Annotated in this window: 21 protein-coding genes; 12 read left to right on the top strand and 9 right to left on the bottom strand. The window is 31.9% G+C overall.

Translation table 11 applies throughout. The features are described from left to right. Window positions 1-128: 128 nt before the first annotated feature. From OLM52_RS01005 to OLM52_RS00970, 8 genes are all read left to right on the top strand, one after another. Entirely contained in the window at window positions 129-2,564 is a 2,436-nt protein-coding gene (locus OLM52_RS01005; RefSeq protein ID WP_264549299.1) for a T9SS type B sorting domain-containing protein, read from the top strand. A gap of 452 nt (window positions 2,565-3,016) precedes the next feature. Beyond that, complete coding sequence (locus tag OLM52_RS01000; protein ID WP_264549298.1) at window positions 3,017-3,781, top strand: ParA family protein; 765 nt, start codon at window positions 3,017-3,019, stop codon at window positions 3,779-3,781. Between the two features lie 7 nt (window positions 3,782-3,788). After that, window positions 3,789-4,688, top strand: a complete 900-nt coding sequence (locus tag OLM52_RS00995) for a ParB/RepB/Spo0J family partition protein (RefSeq protein ID WP_264549297.1) — start codon at window positions 3,789-3,791, stop codon at window positions 4,686-4,688. A gap of 41 nt (window positions 4,689-4,729) precedes the next feature. Beyond that, window positions 4,730-5,251, top strand: a complete 522-nt coding sequence (locus OLM52_RS00990; RefSeq protein WP_264549296.1) for a DUF5683 domain-containing protein — start codon at window positions 4,730-4,732, stop codon at window positions 5,249-5,251. Between the two features lie 44 nt (window positions 5,252-5,295). After that, window positions 5,296-6,003: a 4-hydroxy-tetrahydrodipicolinate reductase gene (dapB, locus tag OLM52_RS00985; RefSeq protein WP_264549295.1), complete on the top strand. Its 708-nt coding sequence runs from the start codon at window positions 5,296-5,298 to the stop codon at window positions 6,001-6,003. Between the two features lie 36 nt (window positions 6,004-6,039). Beyond that, window positions 6,040-7,599 (top strand): signal peptidase I, encoded by a 1,560-nt coding sequence (gene lepB / locus OLM52_RS00980; protein WP_264549294.1) that lies wholly within the window; start codon window positions 6,040-6,042, stop codon window positions 7,597-7,599. Between the two features lie 29 nt (window positions 7,600-7,628). Beyond that, on the top strand, window positions 7,629-7,997 hold the full coding sequence (locus OLM52_RS00975) for a four helix bundle protein (RefSeq protein ID WP_264549293.1): 369 nt from the start codon (window positions 7,629-7,631) through the stop codon (window positions 7,995-7,997). Window positions 7,998-8,037: 40 nt separating this feature from the next. Next, a complete protein-coding gene (locus tag OLM52_RS00970) occupies window positions 8,038-8,649 on the top strand; it encodes a WbqC family protein (RefSeq protein ID WP_264549292.1) in 612 nt (203 codons plus the stop codon). A 53-nt stretch (window positions 8,650-8,702) separates the two neighbouring features. Here OLM52_RS00970 and OLM52_RS00965 read toward each other — a convergent pair whose 3' ends face one another. Both OLM52_RS00965 and OLM52_RS00960 read right to left on the bottom strand, forming a co-directional pair. Then, window positions 8,703-9,395, bottom strand: a complete 693-nt coding sequence (locus OLM52_RS00965) for an SIMPL domain-containing protein (RefSeq protein ID WP_264549291.1) — start codon at window positions 9,393-9,395, stop codon at window positions 8,703-8,705. Window positions 9,396-9,444: 49 nt separating this feature from the next. Continuing rightward, window positions 9,445-10,071, bottom strand: coding sequence for a rhomboid family intramembrane serine protease (locus OLM52_RS00960; protein WP_264549290.1), 627 nt, complete (start codon window positions 10,069-10,071; stop codon window positions 9,445-9,447). An 81-nt stretch (window positions 10,072-10,152) separates the two neighbouring features. Here OLM52_RS00960 and OLM52_RS00955 point away from each other — a divergent pair, with 81 nt between their 5' ends. Then, entirely contained in the window at window positions 10,153-11,031 is an 879-nt protein-coding gene (locus tag OLM52_RS00955; protein ID WP_264549289.1) for a lysophospholipid acyltransferase family protein, read from the top strand. Window positions 11,032-11,050: 19 nt separating this feature from the next. Here the strand turns inward: OLM52_RS00955 and OLM52_RS00950 are convergent, their stop codons facing one another. The 3 genes from OLM52_RS00950 to OLM52_RS00940 are packed head-to-tail and all read right to left on the bottom strand — an operon-like array spanning window position 11,051 to window position 13,812. After that, a complete protein-coding gene (locus OLM52_RS00950) occupies window positions 11,051-12,532 on the bottom strand; it encodes an aminotransferase class V-fold PLP-dependent enzyme (RefSeq protein WP_264549288.1) in 1,482 nt (493 codons plus the stop codon). Between the two features lie 17 nt (window positions 12,533-12,549). Then, window positions 12,550-13,044, bottom strand: coding sequence for a hypothetical protein (locus OLM52_RS00945; protein WP_264549287.1), 495 nt, complete (start codon window positions 13,042-13,044; stop codon window positions 12,550-12,552). Between the two features lie 3 nt (window positions 13,045-13,047). After that, window positions 13,048-13,812 (bottom strand): MBL fold metallo-hydrolase, encoded by a 765-nt coding sequence (locus tag OLM52_RS00940; RefSeq protein WP_264549286.1) that lies wholly within the window; start codon window positions 13,810-13,812, stop codon window positions 13,048-13,050. 114 nt (window positions 13,813-13,926) lie between these two features. Between OLM52_RS00940 and OLM52_RS00935 the strand changes: the two genes are divergently transcribed. Next, a complete protein-coding gene (locus tag OLM52_RS00935; RefSeq protein WP_264550507.1) occupies window positions 13,927-15,396 on the top strand; it encodes a TonB-dependent receptor in 1,470 nt (489 codons plus the stop codon). A gap of 29 nt (window positions 15,397-15,425) precedes the next feature. Here the strand turns inward: OLM52_RS00935 and bcp are convergent, their stop codons facing one another. Next, complete coding sequence (bcp, locus tag OLM52_RS00930; protein WP_264549285.1) at window positions 15,426-15,878, bottom strand: thioredoxin-dependent thiol peroxidase; 453 nt, start codon at window positions 15,876-15,878, stop codon at window positions 15,426-15,428. 50 nt (window positions 15,879-15,928) lie between these two features. Here bcp and OLM52_RS00925 point away from each other — a divergent pair, with 50 nt between their 5' ends. Both OLM52_RS00925 and OLM52_RS00920 read left to right on the top strand, forming a co-directional pair. Next, on the top strand, window positions 15,929-16,576 hold the full coding sequence (locus OLM52_RS00925) for an endonuclease III domain-containing protein (protein ID WP_264549284.1): 648 nt from the start codon (window positions 15,929-15,931) through the stop codon (window positions 16,574-16,576). Then, window positions 16,577-16,927 (top strand): DUF2200 domain-containing protein, encoded by a 351-nt coding sequence (locus tag OLM52_RS00920; RefSeq protein ID WP_264549283.1) that lies wholly within the window; start codon window positions 16,577-16,579, stop codon window positions 16,925-16,927. A 32-nt stretch (window positions 16,928-16,959) separates the two neighbouring features. Here the strand turns inward: OLM52_RS00920 and OLM52_RS00915 are convergent, their stop codons facing one another. The 3 genes from OLM52_RS00915 to OLM52_RS00905 all read right to left on the bottom strand — a co-directional run bounded on the left by OLM52_RS00915 (window position 16,960) and on the right by OLM52_RS00905 (window position 19,686). Continuing rightward, window positions 16,960-17,103: a hypothetical protein gene (locus OLM52_RS00915; RefSeq protein WP_264549282.1), complete on the bottom strand. Its 144-nt coding sequence runs from the start codon at window positions 17,101-17,103 to the stop codon at window positions 16,960-16,962. A gap of 51 nt (window positions 17,104-17,154) precedes the next feature. Next, window positions 17,155-17,739, bottom strand: a complete 585-nt coding sequence (locus OLM52_RS00910) for an RNA polymerase sigma factor (protein WP_264549281.1) — start codon at window positions 17,737-17,739, stop codon at window positions 17,155-17,157. A 249-nt stretch (window positions 17,740-17,988) separates the two neighbouring features. Next, window positions 17,989-19,686 (bottom strand): family 16 glycosylhydrolase, encoded by a 1,698-nt coding sequence (locus OLM52_RS00905; RefSeq protein ID WP_264549280.1) that lies wholly within the window; start codon window positions 19,684-19,686, stop codon window positions 17,989-17,991. Window positions 19,687-19,712 lie beyond the last annotated feature (26 nt).

The raw sequence follows: 19,712 nt of genomic DNA, 5'->3' as shown, positions 1-19,712 counted from the left end.
AAATTGAACCTATAAACTACTATAAAACTCATTATTTTCAAAAGGTTAACACAAGCAAAAATATATTGTATAGTTTTTATACGTTGTTGATGTTTATTATTAAAAAAAGATATGTTAATTTTAAAAATATGAATTCTCTCAAAAACATGATTTTAAAATTACAAAAAAAAATCTTTCTCATCCTCCTCTTTTCATTCACCTCTACCACATTTGCTCAATTGAGTTTTTGTAACGGAAGTAGTGGAGCACCAATTTTTTTAGAAAATTTTGGTAGCGGAACTAACTATGGTCCAGCTTTACCAGCGAATGTAACAAATTATACCTATGTAAATAGTGGTTTTCCGCAAGATGGTCAATACACATTATTTTTCAGAACCAATCTAATCCCTAACAATTGGTTGTATTCATTAGACCGAACACCTGATAATGAACCAGATGGTTTAAATGGGAAATGTCTAATAGTAAATGCAAGTAATTCTCCAGGGCAGTTTTATAGAAGAACTGTTACTGGATTGTGCAGTAATACCCGTTTTGAATTCTCAGCATGGCTATTGAATATTTATAATGCAGCTTCAAATTCATGCCCAGGCAGTGGAATACCAATTAATGTTACTTTTGAAATTTGGGACGAAACAGATACTTTTTTACTACAGTCGGGCAATACAGGAAATATTACTGGTACTGCTGTGGCAAACTGGAATCAATTTGGACTAGTTTTTACTATGCCTGCTGGGCAAACTTCCGTTGTACTCAAAATGCGTAATAATGGCGTTGGAGGTTGTGGAAATGATTTGGCAATAGACGATATTATGTTTAGAGCTTGTGGAGAATATAGTGCCATTACCAATACAACTACAGGAGTTAACACGATGACTATATGTGAAAACACTTCAATAACTAATCCTAATATAGAAGTTAATACAACAGGAACGATAACACATGTATATCAATGGCAACAAAGTAACGACAATGTAAACTTTACAGATATTGTTGGACAGAACGCTTCAAATTATACAATTCCCAACATTAACACCACAACATATTACAGAGTTAAACTAGCACAAGATGTGTCAAATTTAAACAATCCATTTTGTTCAACACTTTCAGATGTTTATTCCGTAATTTTCAACTCAGCTCCTAACCCACCTGTTTCCAATGGAAATCAAACAATTTGCTCCAATCAACCCACTAATTTAAGTGTTGGAGTTGCTCCAAACGAAGGAGTCGATTGGTATGATAGCCCTACTGGTGGAAATTTAATACAATCCAATTCAACTATTTACAGTTCAAGTAGCATTGGGATATATTATGCAGAATCCTATAATTACACCACTGGATGCAGAAGTAACACACGAACTCCTGTAGAACTTTTACCCGCTACAACACTATCTTATTCAGGCTCATCAACATTGTGTTCAGGCTCATCAACAGCAATTACACTTGTTGCTTCAGATTCAAATGCAACATTAAATTGGACCGCAACCTCAACAGATGTAACCGGATTTTCAAACGACTCAGGAACTAGTATAAACCAAACTTTACAATATACTGGATCAACATCTGGCACTGTTGTATACACTGTAACACCAGTTTTAAATGGCTGTGAAGGAATTGCCGAAACAATTACTGTGACAGTAACACCTGCAACAAATATTTCCTTAGTTTTTGCACCATTCACAACTACATATTGTTTAAATGCTGTTCCAGAAAGTCTACCGCAATTCTCCTCGAATACAACTCCAATTGCAGGAACATGGAATCCATCAACTGTAAATACATCTTTATTGGGCACCACAACCTACACTTTTACGCCTCAGGTAGGACCTTGTGAAAGCATTCTTCCATTTGAAATTAACATTACTATAGGTACTAATTTTTCGCCCAATTTTGAAGATACCATATCGTTTTGCTCTGGAGAAAATCCGCCTGTACTTTTAAATACATCACCCAATGGAATTACTGGAACGTGGTCACCCGCAGTAATTAATAATTTAGTGGCGGGTAGTTATACTTTTACACCTATTTCTGGTTCAGGTTTATGTACAGTTTCACAAACAATAAATACAATTGTTTTACAGCCTTCGTTGACGAGCATCACATACTTTCTTTCAGGAACTTTTTCTGAAAATCAAACCATAACTGTTGTTGCATTTCCAAGCGGTAGTTATTACTATCAACTTGATAATGGATCCTTTCAAGAACATGCTATTTTTGAAAATGTAAGTGCAGGAAGCCATACAATAACTGTTATTGATCAAAATGGATGCGGTGAAGCTATATCTAAAGATGTTTTTATTATTGACTATCCTAATTATTTTACACCAAATGGTGATGGAGTAAATGACTATTGGACAATTGTAGGAATCAATAGTTTTGAAAAATGGAAAATTTCAATTTTTGATCGCTATGGAAAACTACTTACGCAACTTTCATCTACAAACTTGATTTGGGATGGCACATTTAATGGGTACAAACTACCCGCTACTGATTACTGGTTTGTAATTGACTATCAAGAAAATAACATCAAGAAAACATTTAAATCGAATTTTAGCTTATTGCGATAATATGAAACTTATAAAGTGTTTCATTTTAAATGACTACATTTACTAAAAACTATTTATTATGGCAAAAAGTCAAGATGCAAAGAAAACTGCAAAAAAAGAACCTTTAAAGACCGCTAAAGAAAAAAAGGAGGAAAAACGAACTAAAAAAAATACGCCAAAGCGTGATTAATAAACACCCAAACACGAATTATTTTCGTGTTTTGTGTTTATATGTACCATCAAAAGCATTTAAAACAAATTAAAAGTTACAAAATTAATGCAAACAAAATTGGGAATAAATCATGTGAAATACCCTCTAAAAAAGCATTAAAGTGTAACATCAAAATATTTTTATTTTATTATTTTTCTGGCTCTAAATCAGTTATCTAGCACTTTAACCCATTGTTAACAAAATTGACTTGAAAAAACCATAAATAATTGTATTTTTACCACTTAAAATTTTTAACAATCAAATGGGTAAAATCATTGCAATTGCCAATCAAAAAGGTGGTGTAGGAAAAACAACTACTTCAGTTAACTTAGCGGCGTCTCTTGGTGTTTTAGAAAAAAAAGTACTTTTAATTGATGCAGACCCACAGGCAAATGCCAGTTCGGGTTTAGGAATCGATGTAGAAAGTGTCGAAATCGGATCGTATCAAGTGCTAGAACATAGCGCAACTCCAGAAGAAGCTACAGTTTCATGTTCTGCTCCAAATGTTATGGTTATTCCAGCTCATATTGACTTGGTAGCTATAGAAATTGAATTAGTAGATAAAGAAAATCGTGAGTACATGCTTAAAAAAGCATTAGAAAGTGTAAAAGACAAATACGATTACATCATTATTGACTGTGCTCCTTCATTAGGATTATTAACATTGAATGCACTAACAGCTGCTGATAGTGTAGTTATTCCAATTCAGTGCGAATATTTTGCTTTGGAAGGTTTAGGCAAATTATTGAATACCATTAAAAGTGTACAAAAAATTCACAATCCAAACTTAGATATTGAAGGATTATTACTCACTATGTACGATTCACGCTTGCGTTTATCAAATCAGGTAGTGGAAGAAGTCCAAAAACACTTTAACGATATGGTTTTTGATACCATTATCCAAAGAAATATTAAATTGAGTGAAGCACCAAGTTTTGGCGAAAGCATTATTAATTATGACGCAACAAGCAAAGGCGCGACTAATTATTTAAACTTGGCAGAAGAAATTATTAAGAAAAATCAATAATATAAAGATGACAAAAGCGGTAAAAAAACAAGCCTTAGGAAGAGGTTTATCGGCTTTATTAAAAGATCCTGATAACGATATTAAATCGGTTGAGGATAAAAATGCTGATAAAGTTGTAGGAAGTATTATTGAATTAGACATTGAATCGATTGAAATCAACCCGTTTCAACCTAGAACAAATTTCAACGAAGAAACATTACAAGAATTAGCCAAATCAATTAAAGAATTAGGTGTAATTCAACCCATTACGGTTAGAAAATTAGACTTCAATAACTACCAACTAATTTCGGGAGAGCGTCGTTTGCGTGCTTCAAAATTGATTGGATTGAAAACCATCCCTGCATACATTCGTTTAGCAAATGACAATGAATCATTGGTTATGGCTTTGGTAGAAAATATCCAAAGACATGATTTAGATCCAATTGAGGTAGCTATTTCATACCAACGCTTAATCGAAGAAATCAATTTAACCCAAGAAGAATTGAGCGAGCGCGTAGGAAAAAAACGTTCGACAATTACTAATTATTTGCGCTTATTAAAATTAGACCCAATCATTCAAACTGGAATGAGAGATGGATTTATATCTATGGGTCACGGAAGAGCATTGATTAATATTGACAATCAAGACATTCAAAGCGATATTTACCATAAAGTAGTGACTCAGAATCTTTCGGTTAGAGAAACAGAAGCTTTGGTAAAAAATTATCAAGATAGTTTAAAACCTAAAGCTGCAAAGTCTGCAAAAGGCAACGCATTTGACATCAGAGAAGATGAGAAAAAAGCATTTGCAAACTATTTTGGAACAAAAGTTGAAGTAAAAGTAGCTGGTAACGGAAAAGGAAAAATTACTATTCCATTTCATTCAGAAGAAGATTTTAATCGCATCTTAAAATTAATCAATTCGTAGTGAGAAAACTTCATTGCATAGTTCTTTTAACCTTTCTTTTTTTGAGCTTTCAAGGAAATGCACAAGAAGAATTACCGTTACGTCCTGCTGATACTGTTAAAACAATTATCAATCCAAATGCACCAGCAAAAGCAGCATTTTATTCAGCATTAGTGCCCGGATTAGGACAAGCGTACAATAAAAAATATTGGAAAATTCCTATTGTTTACATTGGATTAGGTGTTGGTATTTATTCTTACACTTGGAATCAAAAAAAATATCAAGGCTTTAGAGGTGAATATAAGAAACGTTTAGCTGGAACTTCACTTGGCGAAGACGATCCAACTTATGGTATTTATTCTGATGACAAATTAATAAGAGGTCAAAAATTTCACCAAAGAAATCGTGATTTATCGGCATTAATTACAGCCGGAATTTATATTTTAAACATAGTCGATGCCAACGTTGATGCACACTTAATGCAATTTAACGTGAATGATAATTTATCAGTAAAACCCGATTTAAACCAAAACGAATTGGATTACAAATACAATTATGGTTTGACGCTTACCTATAATTTTTAACAAATAATTGGGTAACATTTTATTAAAATCCCAACTAATTCAAAATGAAGATAGCACTTTTAGGTTACGGAAAAATGGGAAAAGTTATTGAAAAAATAGCTTTAGAACGCGGTCATGAAATTGTATTAAAAAAAGATCATGATTCCACATTTGCAGGCATAGAAAATGCTGATGTAGCGATTGATTTTAGTGTACCAGATAGCGCTGTTGTAAATATTTCAGAATGTTTAAATAGTGGAATTCCTGTGATTTCAGGAACTACTGGCTGGTTAACAGATTACCCTAAAATGGTTGAATTATGCAACGCAAAAAACGGAAGTTTTATTTATGGTTCCAACTTTAGTTTGGGCGTAAATGTGTTTTTTGAATTGAATGAATATTTAGCAAAAATGATGACCAATTTGAAACAATACAACGTTTCAATGGAAGAAATTCATCACACGCAAAAATTAGATGCCCCAAGTGGTACTGCAATAACATTAGCTGAAGGTGTAATAAAACATACCGATTATGCAAATTGGACATTGGAAACACCAATTAGTAACGAAATACACATTGAAGCTAAACGCATTGAAAATGTACCAGGAACACACAGTATTTTTTATGACAGTGAAGTAGATCAAATCGAAATCAAACATACTGCTCACAGCAGAGAAGGTTTTGCATTAGGAGCCGTAATTGCTGCCGAATGGTTGGTTGGTAAGAAAGGTGTTTTCACAATGAAAGATGTTTTGGGGTTGAACTCAAAATAAACAATTATACAATTTAACAATTAAACGATATTAAAAATGGAAATATCAGGTTGGTTACTTTTTATCTTATTCGTTCAAGTAATTCACGGAATTGGAACTTGGAAATTATATGTAAAAGCAGGTAGAAAAGTATGGGAAGCCTTTGTACCCATATACAACGGAATTGTATTAATGCAAATTATAAATCGTCCGAAATATTGGATTTTACTACTTTTTATTCCAGTTATTAATTTGTTTTTATTTCCAATAATTTGGATTGAGACATTGAGAACTTTTGGTAAAAAATCAACTTTAGACATGGTTCTAGGTGTGGTTACACTTGGTTTTTATATCGCTTATGTAAATTACACCCAAGAAGTAACTTACCATGCTAATCGCGATTTAACACCGCCTAACAAAACAATGGATACTTTAGGTTCGCTTTCGTTTGCAATTGTAGTGGCAACAATTGTTCATACCTACATTCTACAACCTTTTGTTATCCCAACGTCTTCACTAGAAAAATCATTATTAGTTGGTGATTTTTTATTGGTAAGTAAATTTCATTATGGAGCAAGAACACCAATGACACCAATTGCTGCACCAATGGTTCATGATACTATACCTGTAGTTAAAGTAAAATCATATGTATCAAAACCTTCGTTACCTTACTTTAGATTTCCGGCATTACAATCTATCGAGCGTAATGATATTGTAGTGTTTAACTGGCCTACAGATACTTTGTTTCACATGTACAAAGCTGCTGATAAACGATATGATAAACCAATTGATAAGAAAACCAATTACGTAAAACGCTGTACAGCTATTCCAGGAGACAAAATTGAAATTAAAGAAGGTATTGTTTTTATTAATGGAAAAGAATCTATTCTTCCAGAAAGAGCAAAGCCTCAGTTTTCTTACAAAGTAGCATGGGATGGTACAACACCTGTAAATTTAGACTACATTAAAGAAGAATTAAAAATTACTGATGCATTTGGACAAATTGCAAAAGACACGCTTGTATTCAGTGCTTTACCATTAGAATCTGTTGAACGTTTAAAAAGTATACCTGGTCTTACTAAAGTCGAACGAATAATTCACAAAGAAGTTGATAAAACAATATTTCCTGGTACAAAAGACTGGAATGTAGACAATTTAGGACCTATTTATATTCCTCAAGCGGGCAAAACAGTGGAACTAAACAACGAAACTTTACCTTTTTACAAGAAAGTTATTAGTGAATATGAAGGTAAAGATTTAAAAGTAAATGGAAACGAAATAAGAATTGATGGAAAAGTAACCACTTCATACACTTTTGAACAAGATTATTATTGGATGATGGGAGACAATCGTCATAACTCATTAGATTCTCGCTATTGGGGATTTGTACCCGCTGACCACATTGTTGGAAAACCAATTTTTATTTGGATGAGTATTGAGGGCATTAATGATGGTATTAAAAATTGGAGCATTAGAGGAAATAGATTATTTACAACCGTTAGCGGAACTGGGCAACCACAATCTTATTTTAAATATTTCTTATTTGCTTTAGCAGGCTATTTTGCTTTTGACTATTTCAGAAATAAGAAAAAGAAAAAAGAAGAGAATAATGTTTAATTGTTAAACCGTTTAATTGTTTAAAAGGAATGCATAAATTTTCATTTGAAAAATTAGATGTTTGGATTGAATCAAAAGAGTTAACAAAAACAATTTATAATTTAACTATATCTTTTTCTGATTGTGAAAAATTTGGACTTGTTTCTCAATTAAGAAGAGCTTCCGTTTCTATTTGTTCAAATATTGCGGAAGGAACTTCAAGAATTTCAGATAAAGATAAAGCACATTTTATTTCTATGTCTTATAGTTCAACAATGGAAGTTTTAAACCAATTAATACTTTCTTTTGAATTAGATTATATTGATGAAACAAACTATATTAATTGTAGAAATCAAATAAATAGTATTTCAAATAAATTGAATGCTTTAAGAAACTATATTCTAAAAAACAAAAACTAATCTGTTAAACAATTTCACAATTCAACTTTTTAACATAAAAATGAACATTCTAATACATCCTACATACTTTCCGTCTATTAGTCATTACGTTGCGATGATTAAGACTGACATGGTTACTTTAGAAATGGAAGATAACTTTCAAAAACAAACCAACAGAAATAGAATGTACATTTACAGTCCAAACGGTGTTCAATTGCTAAATATTCCTATAAAACACAGTCTTGACAGACATCAAAAATACAAAGATGTTCGTATTGAAAACGATTTTGGATGGCAAAAAAATCATTTTAAATCATTAGAGGCTGCCTACAGAACTTCCCCTTTTTTTGAATATTTTGAAGATGATTTTCGTCCGTTATTTGAAAAAAAGCACGAATTTTTAATGGATTTGAATTTAGAAACCTTTGAATTAGTAAACGATGCATTAGGAATACAATTTTCGATTGAAAAAACAACCGAATATTTCCATGAAATAACCCATTTAAAAGATTATAGATCACTTGCAAACGGTAAAAAAGACACTACTCAAATTGAAGAGTACACGCAAGTTTTCAATGAAAAACATGGTTTTCTCAATAATTTAAGTATTTTAGATTTACTTTTCAACGAAGGAAGATATGCCGTAGATTATTTAAAAAATCAACAATTATAAATTAAAAAGCCAGAACTAATCTTCTGGCTTTTTAACTTCATAAGGTTGCAGATTTATTCTAAAACAAAACTTACTGTAACTGTACTAACAATTTCAATTTCACCAATTGCTAAGGTTTCTTTTGGCATACCACCTTCGTCTGCAAGAGCCATTGTTTTCATTTCAGAATACATTGGTCTTGGATAATTGGTATATGAATTATCAGAAATCACTAATGCTTTCCCCACTTTTTGACCCGCTAAAACCGAAACATAATCTTCTGCTTTTTGCTTGGCATCTAACATAGCGTTTTTTCGCGCTTGACGCTCATACTCTTTAATTTTAGACGATTTAAATTCTACACCTTGAATGTTATTTATTCCCGAATCAACCAAATCCATCATTAATTTTTCATATTTAGATAAATCTTTTAAATGAATTGAAATGGTTTGATTGGCAACATAACTGTGCTTTTTAGTATTGTAATCGTAATTTTTATATAAATTCACACGTTGCGTTTGATAATCACTGGTAGGAATTCCCCTTTGCTTGATTAATTTCAAAACTTTATCAACGATTTCATCGTTTTTCTTTTTAACTTCTGCAGCTTCTTTACCTGTGTTTTCCACAGCAACTGTAATGATTGCTTCATCGGGAGTAACTTTAATTTTTCCTTCACCTGAAACACTAATTTGAGGAATTTGTTTCACCTCTTGCGCTTGTACCATAGTTGTAAGTAAGGTTAGTACCAAAAATAATTTTTTCATAATTTCTAATTTTAAATCTATAATTTCAACTATTGTGCCAAACTTATCTTTATAATTTATTTGCTCTTTGCAAGAAAAAAAGTACAACGATTGGAATCAACAAAGCAACTACAGTAATTGTTTCGTTTTGAATTAGTTCTGGTTTTTTTGATAACGTAATTAAATAGCCACCAATTGCACCACCAAAATGGGCTACATGACCAATATTATCATTTTTTGCTTTCATTCCATATATTGAAAATAACAAATACGCAAAACCAAAAATATAGCCTGGAATTATGCCATACATATATAAATTAGGTTCTAACAAAATTGCACTGTAAATAATTCCAGTAACAGCTCCAGAAGCTCCAACCGCACGATAGTAATAATCGTCTTTATGAAAATATAAGGTGAGTAAGTTTCCAGTTACTAAACTTCCAAAATAAACAAATAAGAAAAGTGCATTATTTAGATTGCCCACCACATGGGGTGCAAAAATGAAAAGCGTAAACATATTGAAAAACAAATGTTGCATATCTACATGTAAAAACCCTGAAGTAAACATTCTAATTTGCTCTCCAGATCGAATACTTCCAACATGAAATTCATATTTTCTAAAAAAATAAGAATCATTAAACGCTTTATAACTTGCTAAAACATTAGCTATAATAATGGCAATAACTACAAAATTCATTTGACTAATTTTTGGTAAATTTAGCAATAGTTTGTCTATTTACTATGCGATTAAAAAAGTATATTTGTAAAAAAAAGTTTCATGCAGTTACTCATATATTTAATTTTCTATCCCATTTTATGGTTAATTTCTATATTACCGTTTCCTGTTTTTTATGTACTTTCTGATTTTGTTTGTTTTTTAACTTACAATATCATTGGCTATAGAAAAAAAGTAGTTCGTGAAAACATTGCCTTAGCATTACCCCATTTATCTGAAAAAGAACGTCTTGTCGTAGAAAAAAAATTCTACAAGCACATGTGCGATATGTTCCTTGAAATGATTAAAACACTTTCTATTTCACAAAAAGAAATCGAAAAGCGTTTTGTGTTTAGCAACATGGAAGTATATCATGAATTAGAAAAGAAAAATAAAAGTATCGCACTATTATGTGCACATTATGCGAGTTATGAATGGGTAGTTTCTATGAATTATCATATTCATTATAAAGGCTTTGGAATTTACAAAAAACTTGCAAATCCTTATTTTGATAAATTAGTAAAACAAATCCGTTCAAAATTTAAAGCAGAATTAATTACAACAAAAGAAACAATTCCAACTATTGCTGAAAACTACAAAAATGGAACATTAGCATTATATGGTTTTGCTAGCGATCAATCGCCAAAAGCACATGCTGCATACCATTGGGCGCCTTTTATGGGACATATAGTTCCTGTTCACACTGGTGCTGAAATGTTGGCCAAACGTTTTGACATGAATGTGATTTTTCTTAAAACTAAAAAAATAAAGCGTGGTTATTATGAAGCTAGTTTTGAAATTTTATCGGAAGATGCTAAATCAGTACCAAATTATGAAATTACAGATCAGTTTTTAAAACTTGTAGAAGCACAAATATTAGAAGCTCCAGAATATTATTTATGGACACACAAACGCTGGAAACACAAAAATAAAGCTCAGTAATTACTGAGCTTTATTTTTGTTATTTGAACCAACTGTCAACCATTCTCTTTTCTGAGTGTAAAGCATTTTTATGGGTAAACTCATTCGTTTTTGGATTATACGTATAATCAATTGACCATTCTTTATGATTGGCTGCTAAAGCTTTAATACTTTCACAAACCAACTGAATTTCATCAGAAGTTGTAGTTGGGTGAATCGACATTCGAATCCAACCTGGTTTTTGGATCAAATCGCCCGACGAAATTTGACATACTAAATTATGCGAAGTTTCTTGGTCTACGTGCAATAAAAAGTGTCCGTACGTTCCTGCACAACTGCAACCACCACGCGTTTGAATTCCGAATTTATCGTTTAATAATTTCACCCCTAAATTGTAATGCAAATCGTCAATATAAAACGAAATGACGCCTAATCGGTCTTGATGCTGATTGGCTAAAATATGTAAATTATCAATTGCATTTAATTCTGAAAAAATATAATCAACCAATTCATGTTCTCGGTCCAAAATGTTTTTAATTCCCATTTTTTCCTTCAACTGTATCGCTAATGCAGTTTTAATCACTTGAAGAAATCCTGGCGTACCACCATCTTCTCTATCCTCAATATTATCTATATATTTATGTTCTCCCCATGGATTTGTCCAACTTACCGTTCCTCCTCCTGGGCAATCTGGCACATTATTTTTATATAAGTTTTTATTAAAAATTAAAACACCCGAAGTACCAGGTCCTCCTAAAAATTTATGAGGCGAAAAGAAAATTGCATCTAAATAACTTTCTGCATCTGGATGCATATCTATTGCTACATAAGGTCCTGAACACGCAAAATCAACAAAACAAACACCATTATTTTGGTGCATTATTTTTGCCACTTCGTGATAAGGTGTACGAATTCCTGTTACATTTGAACAAGAAGTAATTGAGGCAATTTTAAAACTTCTATCTTTATATTTATCGACTAAAATTTTAAATTCTTCCATACAAAACAGACCTTCTTCATTCGCCGGAATCACCTCAACATCTGCAATAGTTTCTAACCAAGAAGTTTGATTAGAATGATGTTCCATGTGAGAAATAAAAACAATTGGTTTAATTGCATCAGGAATTATGGTAAACTCTTTCAAATTTTCAGGAATACGAAGTCCTAATATACGCTGAAATTTGTTAACAACCCCTGTCATTCCTGTTCCGTCAGTAATTAAAATATCATCAACATTAGCATTAACATGGTGTTTAATAATATGTCTTGCTTCATGATAAGCCATGGTCATTGCAGTTCCTGAAACGGTAGTTTCGGTATGTGTATTGGCTACAAAAGGACCAAATTGATTCATTAACTTTTCTTCAATTGGGCGGTATAATCTTCCGCTTGCAGTCCAATCGGTATAAATAATTTTTCGTTCACCAAAAGGCGATTCAAAACTTTGATTAATTCCGATTATATCTTTTCTGAATTGGTCAAAATAACACTCTAATTCCGTTTTCGTAGTTGTTGTTGACATGCTTTAACCTAATTTATTTATTCTTTTGTGGGTCTTTCGTATAAAACTGTTTCTACCGTTTCAAAATCGGTAGGTTTTCCTTCAGCAACAAAATATTTTACTAAAATTTGTCCCCATAAATCACCATTAGAATATTCTGCAATCAACCATCGGTGATTTAAAATTTTTGAGGTGTTTACTAAAAATGCTTTTCCGTCAATTGGTTCATATGGAATAAGTATATTTCCGTTCTTATTTTCGTTTAAAACCAATAAATCTTCTTTTACTTTTTCGGCAACTTTTTGATAATCTAAACTGTTTTTGTAAAAATACTCTTGTGCATCTTCATCACTTTCTAACGAAAAATAATTTGCCATTGCTAAAGTTGCAACAGAATCACGAGAAGTTTTTAAACGCTGTTGAATTTTAGTTACTTCTTGATCTTTAGCATCTAAAATTTTAGTCGAATTCACATATTGAAAAATATTAAACAATACTGAAAAAATTAGTCCGTATAAAATTACGTTTTTCATATTTTAACAATTAATTATTAAGTTATCATAAGCTACAAACACATTTTTAGGTAATTTTTGCTGAATTTCTTCGTGAAATCCAAAAACATGACTAATGTGTGTTAAGTAGGTTTCTTTTGGTTGCACCAAAGATATAAAATGTAATGCTTCTTCTAAATTAAAATGTGTGGTGTGCAATTCTTCACGCAAGCAATTAATTACCAGTACTTTACAATTCTTTATTTTCTTAATTTCTTCTTCACTCATGGTTTTAACATCTGTCAAATAAACAAAATCTTGAATTTTATAACCAAAAATTTGTAAATTTCCATGCAATGCATCAATCGGAATAATGGCGGTATTCTTAACGAAAAAAGATTCATTTTTAACCACTTTATTTGTGCTTACACTTGGTGCACCCGGATATTTATTTTCGGTTTCAAAAATGTAATCAAAACGTTTTGCTAAATTGGTTAAAACGCGTTGGTGAGCATATACAGAAATGTCGCCTTGTTGAAAATAAAAAGGTCGAATATCATCTAAACCAGCTGTGTGATCGGCATGTTCGTGAGTAAATAACAAAGCATCAATACGCTCACATTTCGAAGTTAGCATTTGCTGTCTAAAATCGGGGCCACAATCAATTACGATTGAAGCATCTTCGGTTTCAATCCAAACCGAAACACGTAATCTTTTATCTTTACTATCTGAACTCAAACAAACAGAATGTTTGCTTCCAATTACAGGAATTCCTTGCGAAGTTCCAGTACCCAAAAAATAAATTTTCAAAGCCTTTTCTTTTTACAAAAATAACAATAAATATGGTATTTTTTCTCAAAATGATTAACTTTGCATTCTACCGGTGAAGTCTATGGCTCGCTAAACAAAAAAATAATGAAAAGTATTACAACTGATATAAAAGTGCGTGGTGATAAAGTTATAGAACAAATTCCTTCTATAAAAGATAAGGCATTGCGTATTAATCTCAATGAAAATATCTACGGAACTTTTGCTGAAATTGGAGCTGGACAAGAAACCGTTCGTAACTTTTTTAGAGCTGGAGCTTCTTCTGGAACCATTGCTAAAGCCATGTCTGCATACGATAAAGACTTTAGTGATGCTATTTATGGTGAAGAAGTAGATGGTCGTTATGTTACCGAAAGTCGCTTAAAGAAAATGTTGTCGCATGAAATTAATTTAGTAGAACAACGTTTAAATCGCGATAAGCATCCCAATAAATTATTTTTTAGTTATGCCAATACCGTTGCTACTATTGATTTTGCAAAACAATTCAAAGGGCACGGATGGGTAGGAATTGTGTACCAAGTTGAACCAGATGAGGATTATAACGAAATTACGTTACACATTCGTTTTAAAGAAAATGATGCCAAATTGCAACAAGAAACGCTTGGAATTTTAGGTGTGAACCTAATTTATGGCGCATTTTACAAATACAATGATCCTAAAAAACTTTTACGTTATTTATACGACCATTTAGATAAAGACCAATTAGAAATTGATACCATCAACTTTTCGGGGCCACGTTTTGCTAATGTTGACAACCGATTAATGAGTTTACAATTGGTTAAAAATGGCATGACCGATGCCGTGATGTTTGGTCCTGATGGAAAAAATATTCTTCCAGCTGCTGTGTTATATAAGAAAAATATTTTAGCGTTAAGAGGAAGTTTTAGACCTGTTACTAAAGTAAATATGGACATGTATGAAGAGTCATACAACATGTTTATTGAAGAAAATAAAGTAGATAAAGACAATACATTTGTTGTTTTTGAAATTACACTTTCTAACTTAAAAGCCGAAGGTGAAATAGACGAACGTGATTTTCTTGACCGTGCAGAACTACTTTGTAAATTAGGTCAAACCGTAATGATTTCAAACTTCCAAGAATACTTTAAAGTAGTTGAATATTTCTCCAATTACTCAAAAGCACGCATGGGATTGGCTATGGGTGTAAACAATTTAGTTGAAATTTTTGATGAAAAATATTACCGCCATTTATCAGGTGGTATTTTGGAAGCTTTTGGAAAATTATTCTACCGCGATTTAAAAGTGTATTTGTACCCAATGAAAGACGAAGAAGGTAATATTATTACGTCTGAAAATTTAAAAGTACATCCAAGAATGAAAGAATTGTACAAATTCTTTAAATTCAATGGAAAAGTAATCGATATTAAGGATTATGATGAAAAAAACCTAGATATTTTCTCTAGAAAAGTATTAAAAATGATTTGCAAAGGCGAAACAGGTTGGGAAGAATTATTACCCGATGGTACTGCAGAAGTAATTAAAAAAGAGAAATTATTCTCCTATGCTTGCGAACTAGATTTAAAAGAAACAGAAGGAATACAATAACAAAAAAGGCTACAAATTGTAGCCTTTTTTTATTTCAATATCTGCGCTGCATGAGCTTTTGTTTTTACATCTGAAATTACTTCTTCTATAATCCCGTTTTCATCAATTATAAATGTGGTTCTGTGAATACCATCGTATTCTTTACCCATAAATTTCTTTGGTCCCCAAACACCAAATGCCTGAATAACCGATTTATCTTCATCAGCTAACAACGGAAATGGCAAATTAAATTTCTCAATGAACTTAGCTTGCGCTTTTGCACTATCTGCACTCACACCTAATAACGCATAATTATTGGCTTGAAAACGAGCATAATTATCTCTCAAATCACAAGCTTCTGCCGTACAACCAGGCGTGCTTGCCTTTGGATAAAAGAAAACAACTAATTTCTTTCCTTTATAATCGGCTAATTTGTGAGTGGCTCCATTTTGGTCTAAACCTGAAAAATTAGGTGCTTTATCTCCTGTTTTTAATGTTGTCATATTTTTATACTTTTACAAATGATTCAAATAAAAACTAAAGATAGTTAAAAATGACCAAAAGCGAGAAGGTAACATTTGTTATAAATACGTTAAATGAATTATATCCCGAAATTCCGATTCCGTTAGACCATAAAGATCCATACACATTGTTGATTGCAGTTTTGCTTTCGGCACAATGCACCGATGTTCGTGTGAATCAAATTACACCACTCCTATTTGCCAAAGCTGACAATCCGTATGATATGGTAAAAATGACAGTGGAAGAAATCAAGGAAATCATTCGTCCGTGTGGTTTATCACCTATGAAATCGAAAGGAATTCACGGTCTATCCGAAATTTTAATTGACAAATACAATGGCGAAGTACCTCAAAGTTTTGAAGCATTAGAAGCATTACCAGCTGTGGGACACAAAACAGCAAGTGTCGTGATGAGTCAAGCTTTTGGAGTACCCGCTTTTCCGGTAGATACACACATTCATAGATTGATGTATCGATGGGGATTAACCAATGGCAAAAACGTACAACAAACAGAGAAAGATGCCAAACGTATTTTTCCAGAAGCGTGTTGGAACGAGTTACACTTGCAAATTATTTGGTACGGACGCGAATACTCACCTGCTCGAGGCTGGAATTTAGAAAAAGATATTATTACCAAAACAATTGGAAGAAAGAGTATAATTAATGAAATTAAAAAATAAATGGCTTCAAGAAATATAAATCAAATGATCTTTGCTGGTGTTTACCCACATTATATAGCCAAAGCAGAGAAAAAGAATCGAACAAAAGAAGAAGTTGACGAAATTATTTGTTGGTTAACGGGTTACACGCTTGAAAGCTTACAAAAACAAATTGATAGCAAAGTTGATTTTGAAACTTTTTTTGAGCAAGCACCACAACTCAACGAAAACGCAACAAAAATCACTGGCGTTATTTGTGGTTATCGCATAGAAGAAATCGAAGACCCATTGATGAAAAAAGTACGCTATATGGATAAATTAATTGATGAATTAGCCAAAGGAAGGGCTATGGAAAAAATCTTAAGACCATAAAAAATGCCTCAAATCTCTTTGAGGCATTTTCTTTAATTAGCTATAATTTCAATTGAAACATTACCTACTTTATAGGTACTCAATGCTTTAGAAAAATTGAGTAAAAACGAAACCGTTTCTTTTTTAGGTAACATCATTTGAGGAACTAATTTTCTTTTAGAGTAAAGTTTTGCCATGTATGGAGTTTATTTGTTTAATTCTATAACGGCAAAATTTTACTTTTAGTATTAATTCGTCAAAATAATTTGATTTTTTTCTATAATTTTTCTCAAATTCAGCAGTGCATAACGCATTCTACCTAGGGCAGTATTTATACTAACTCCTGTTAATTCAGCAATTTCTTTAAAACTCAAATCTTGATACATGCGCATCACTAAAACTTCTTTTTGATCGGCTGGAAGTTCGTCTAATAAGCGTGTTAAATCAACCTCAACTTGCTCAGTTATCATTTGACTTTCAACCGTTGGCGCATTATCAGTCATATAATTAAAAATAGAATACTCTTCCGTTTCCCTTTGAAAAGGCATTTTTTTTGCTTTTCTAAAATGATCAACTACTAAATTGTGAGCAATTCGCATAACCCAAGGCAAAAATTTTCCTTCTTCGTTATACGATTTTGTTTTTAGTGTTCTAATGACTTTAATAAAGGTATCTTGAAAAATATCATCTGATAAATCTCTATCATTAACTTTTGAATAAATAAATCCGTAGATTTTAGATTGATGTCTTTCTATTAATGAAGCTAAAGCAGACTCATCACCGCTTATGTAATTCTTCACCAATATCGCATCCGGAAGTACAAGATTAGCCATAACAATACCTTTTAGTTAATTTAAGTTTTCGGGTTCTAAAAAGTATTTTTATTGTATAGGCAATTCTTGTTTTGAGATTATTTAAGCCAAATTTAACATAAATTTTATTTAAGAAACAAATTTTAATTAAAAATTTAACATTTAAAAGACAATAAAAATAAAAAACACTTTCTTTTCCTAATGAAACTGAAAGTGTTTTATACTAAACATGAGCTAATTCATAGTGTGCTTTTCGGTAAATTACACTTTTTATTGAATTACTATTTTTTTATTACTTTTTTGATTTCCTGAATAAATTGTTAGTACATAAATACCTTCTGCTACATTTGAAACATCAATTGTATTGGTATTTACTTGTGTATCTAAAACTTTATTTCCAATAATAGAATACATTTCAACCTTATCAATCTTGTATTTAGAGGTAATTTGAATAAAATCTCTCGCAGGATTAGTGAACGTAAAATTGATAAATTCATTATAATCTACTTGATCTAAAGCACAGTTGTTACCAACAACATAGGGAAAATATGCTGTCACAGATAATCCATTCGCGTAAGCAAATTTTACGGCATAATTAATTGTAGCTCCAATAGTTTGCCCTGTAATTGTGTGAGTAAAAATGTTTCCAGAAACATTTGTCATTGGTGTTTCGGTAAAAGGTGATTGTTTCCACAAATAGGCTACAACACCTACTTTATCAGTATCTAACATTTCAAAAGTAATTTTTACATCAGTTCCAATGGTTTCAAATGCATAATTGTATCCAATTGAAAAAGAACCTTGTTGTGCAACCGTATCTGTTCCTGAACAACCCGTAACATCTAGAGTTGTAGCATTTAATACAATTGAATTATTCACAGCATCATTTCCAGTTACATCACTTGCGGCAACAGAAAAAGTATAATTTGTATTTGGGCTTAAACCAGAAATTACTAACGATTTTTGCACCCCAGAAGTTCCTGCAGACGAATTAGTTAAGCTTCCATAAGCAACATCATAAACTATTGTTCCAGAGTCATCATTTGCATTCAGCAATAATTCAACAGAGGAACTAGTTATATTACCAACAGTAGCAGTGAAATTTGTTGGTATTTGCGTGTCTACTACAATATTTTGATAGACTCTTACATAATCGATTACCATTGAACTTTGTGTATAACTTGGACTGATATTTCCAGCTATTCCACCCATTGCAATATTGAGTAAAAGATATTGTTCTAAATCAAAAGGCCAATTACTTGGTGTTTTAACCGCTGGATTATAGGTATAAAATGGCACACCGTCTAATAAAAAAGTAATTTGAAAAGGAGACCAATTCATAGAATATATATGATAATCTGTACCCAAATTATTAGCAATTGTTCCACCAATGTTCATTGTATTTCCAAAAGAAGAAGGGGTGTGAAGAGCACTTTGAACATAATTTACCGATTGCGAAGGTGTTATTCCATGTTCCATAATATCAATTTCACCACATGCAGGCCAATTTGTAGTTCCAAAGGCTGCATCAAAGAAGCCACCATCTTCATTTACGTTTTTACCAAGCATCCAAATGGCGGGCCAAGTTCCTGCTTCTATTGGTAATTTTGCTCTAACATCAACACGACCATATTTAAAAGCAAATTTTGAATTCAATCGTGCCGAAGTATATTGTTTTGTAAAACCTTGTGATGTGTAGGGTTCTTTTTTGGCTACAATATTTAGAAATCCAGCATTTACAAATGAATTAGTTAATTCGTCGGTATAATGTTGAACTTCACCATTGAACCAACTTCCGCCAGCTGGCAATTGCGTTTGATGATGCCATTTGGTAGGATTTACAGCGCCGTTTACATCAAATTCATCTGACCAAACTAAATCATTATAAACCACATCAACTTGCGCAAAAAAACATTGAGTGCAAATTAAAAATGAACAAATGATAGTATAAAAAGTATTTTTTTGCATAATAAATGTGTTTTAACTAAATGAAA

The organism is Flavobacterium sp. N2820 (genome assembly GCF_025947285.1).
Classification (GTDB): Bacteria; Bacteroidota; Bacteroidia; order Flavobacteriales; family Flavobacteriaceae; genus Flavobacterium.
This window is presented reverse-complemented; position numbering and strand designations above follow the sequence as displayed.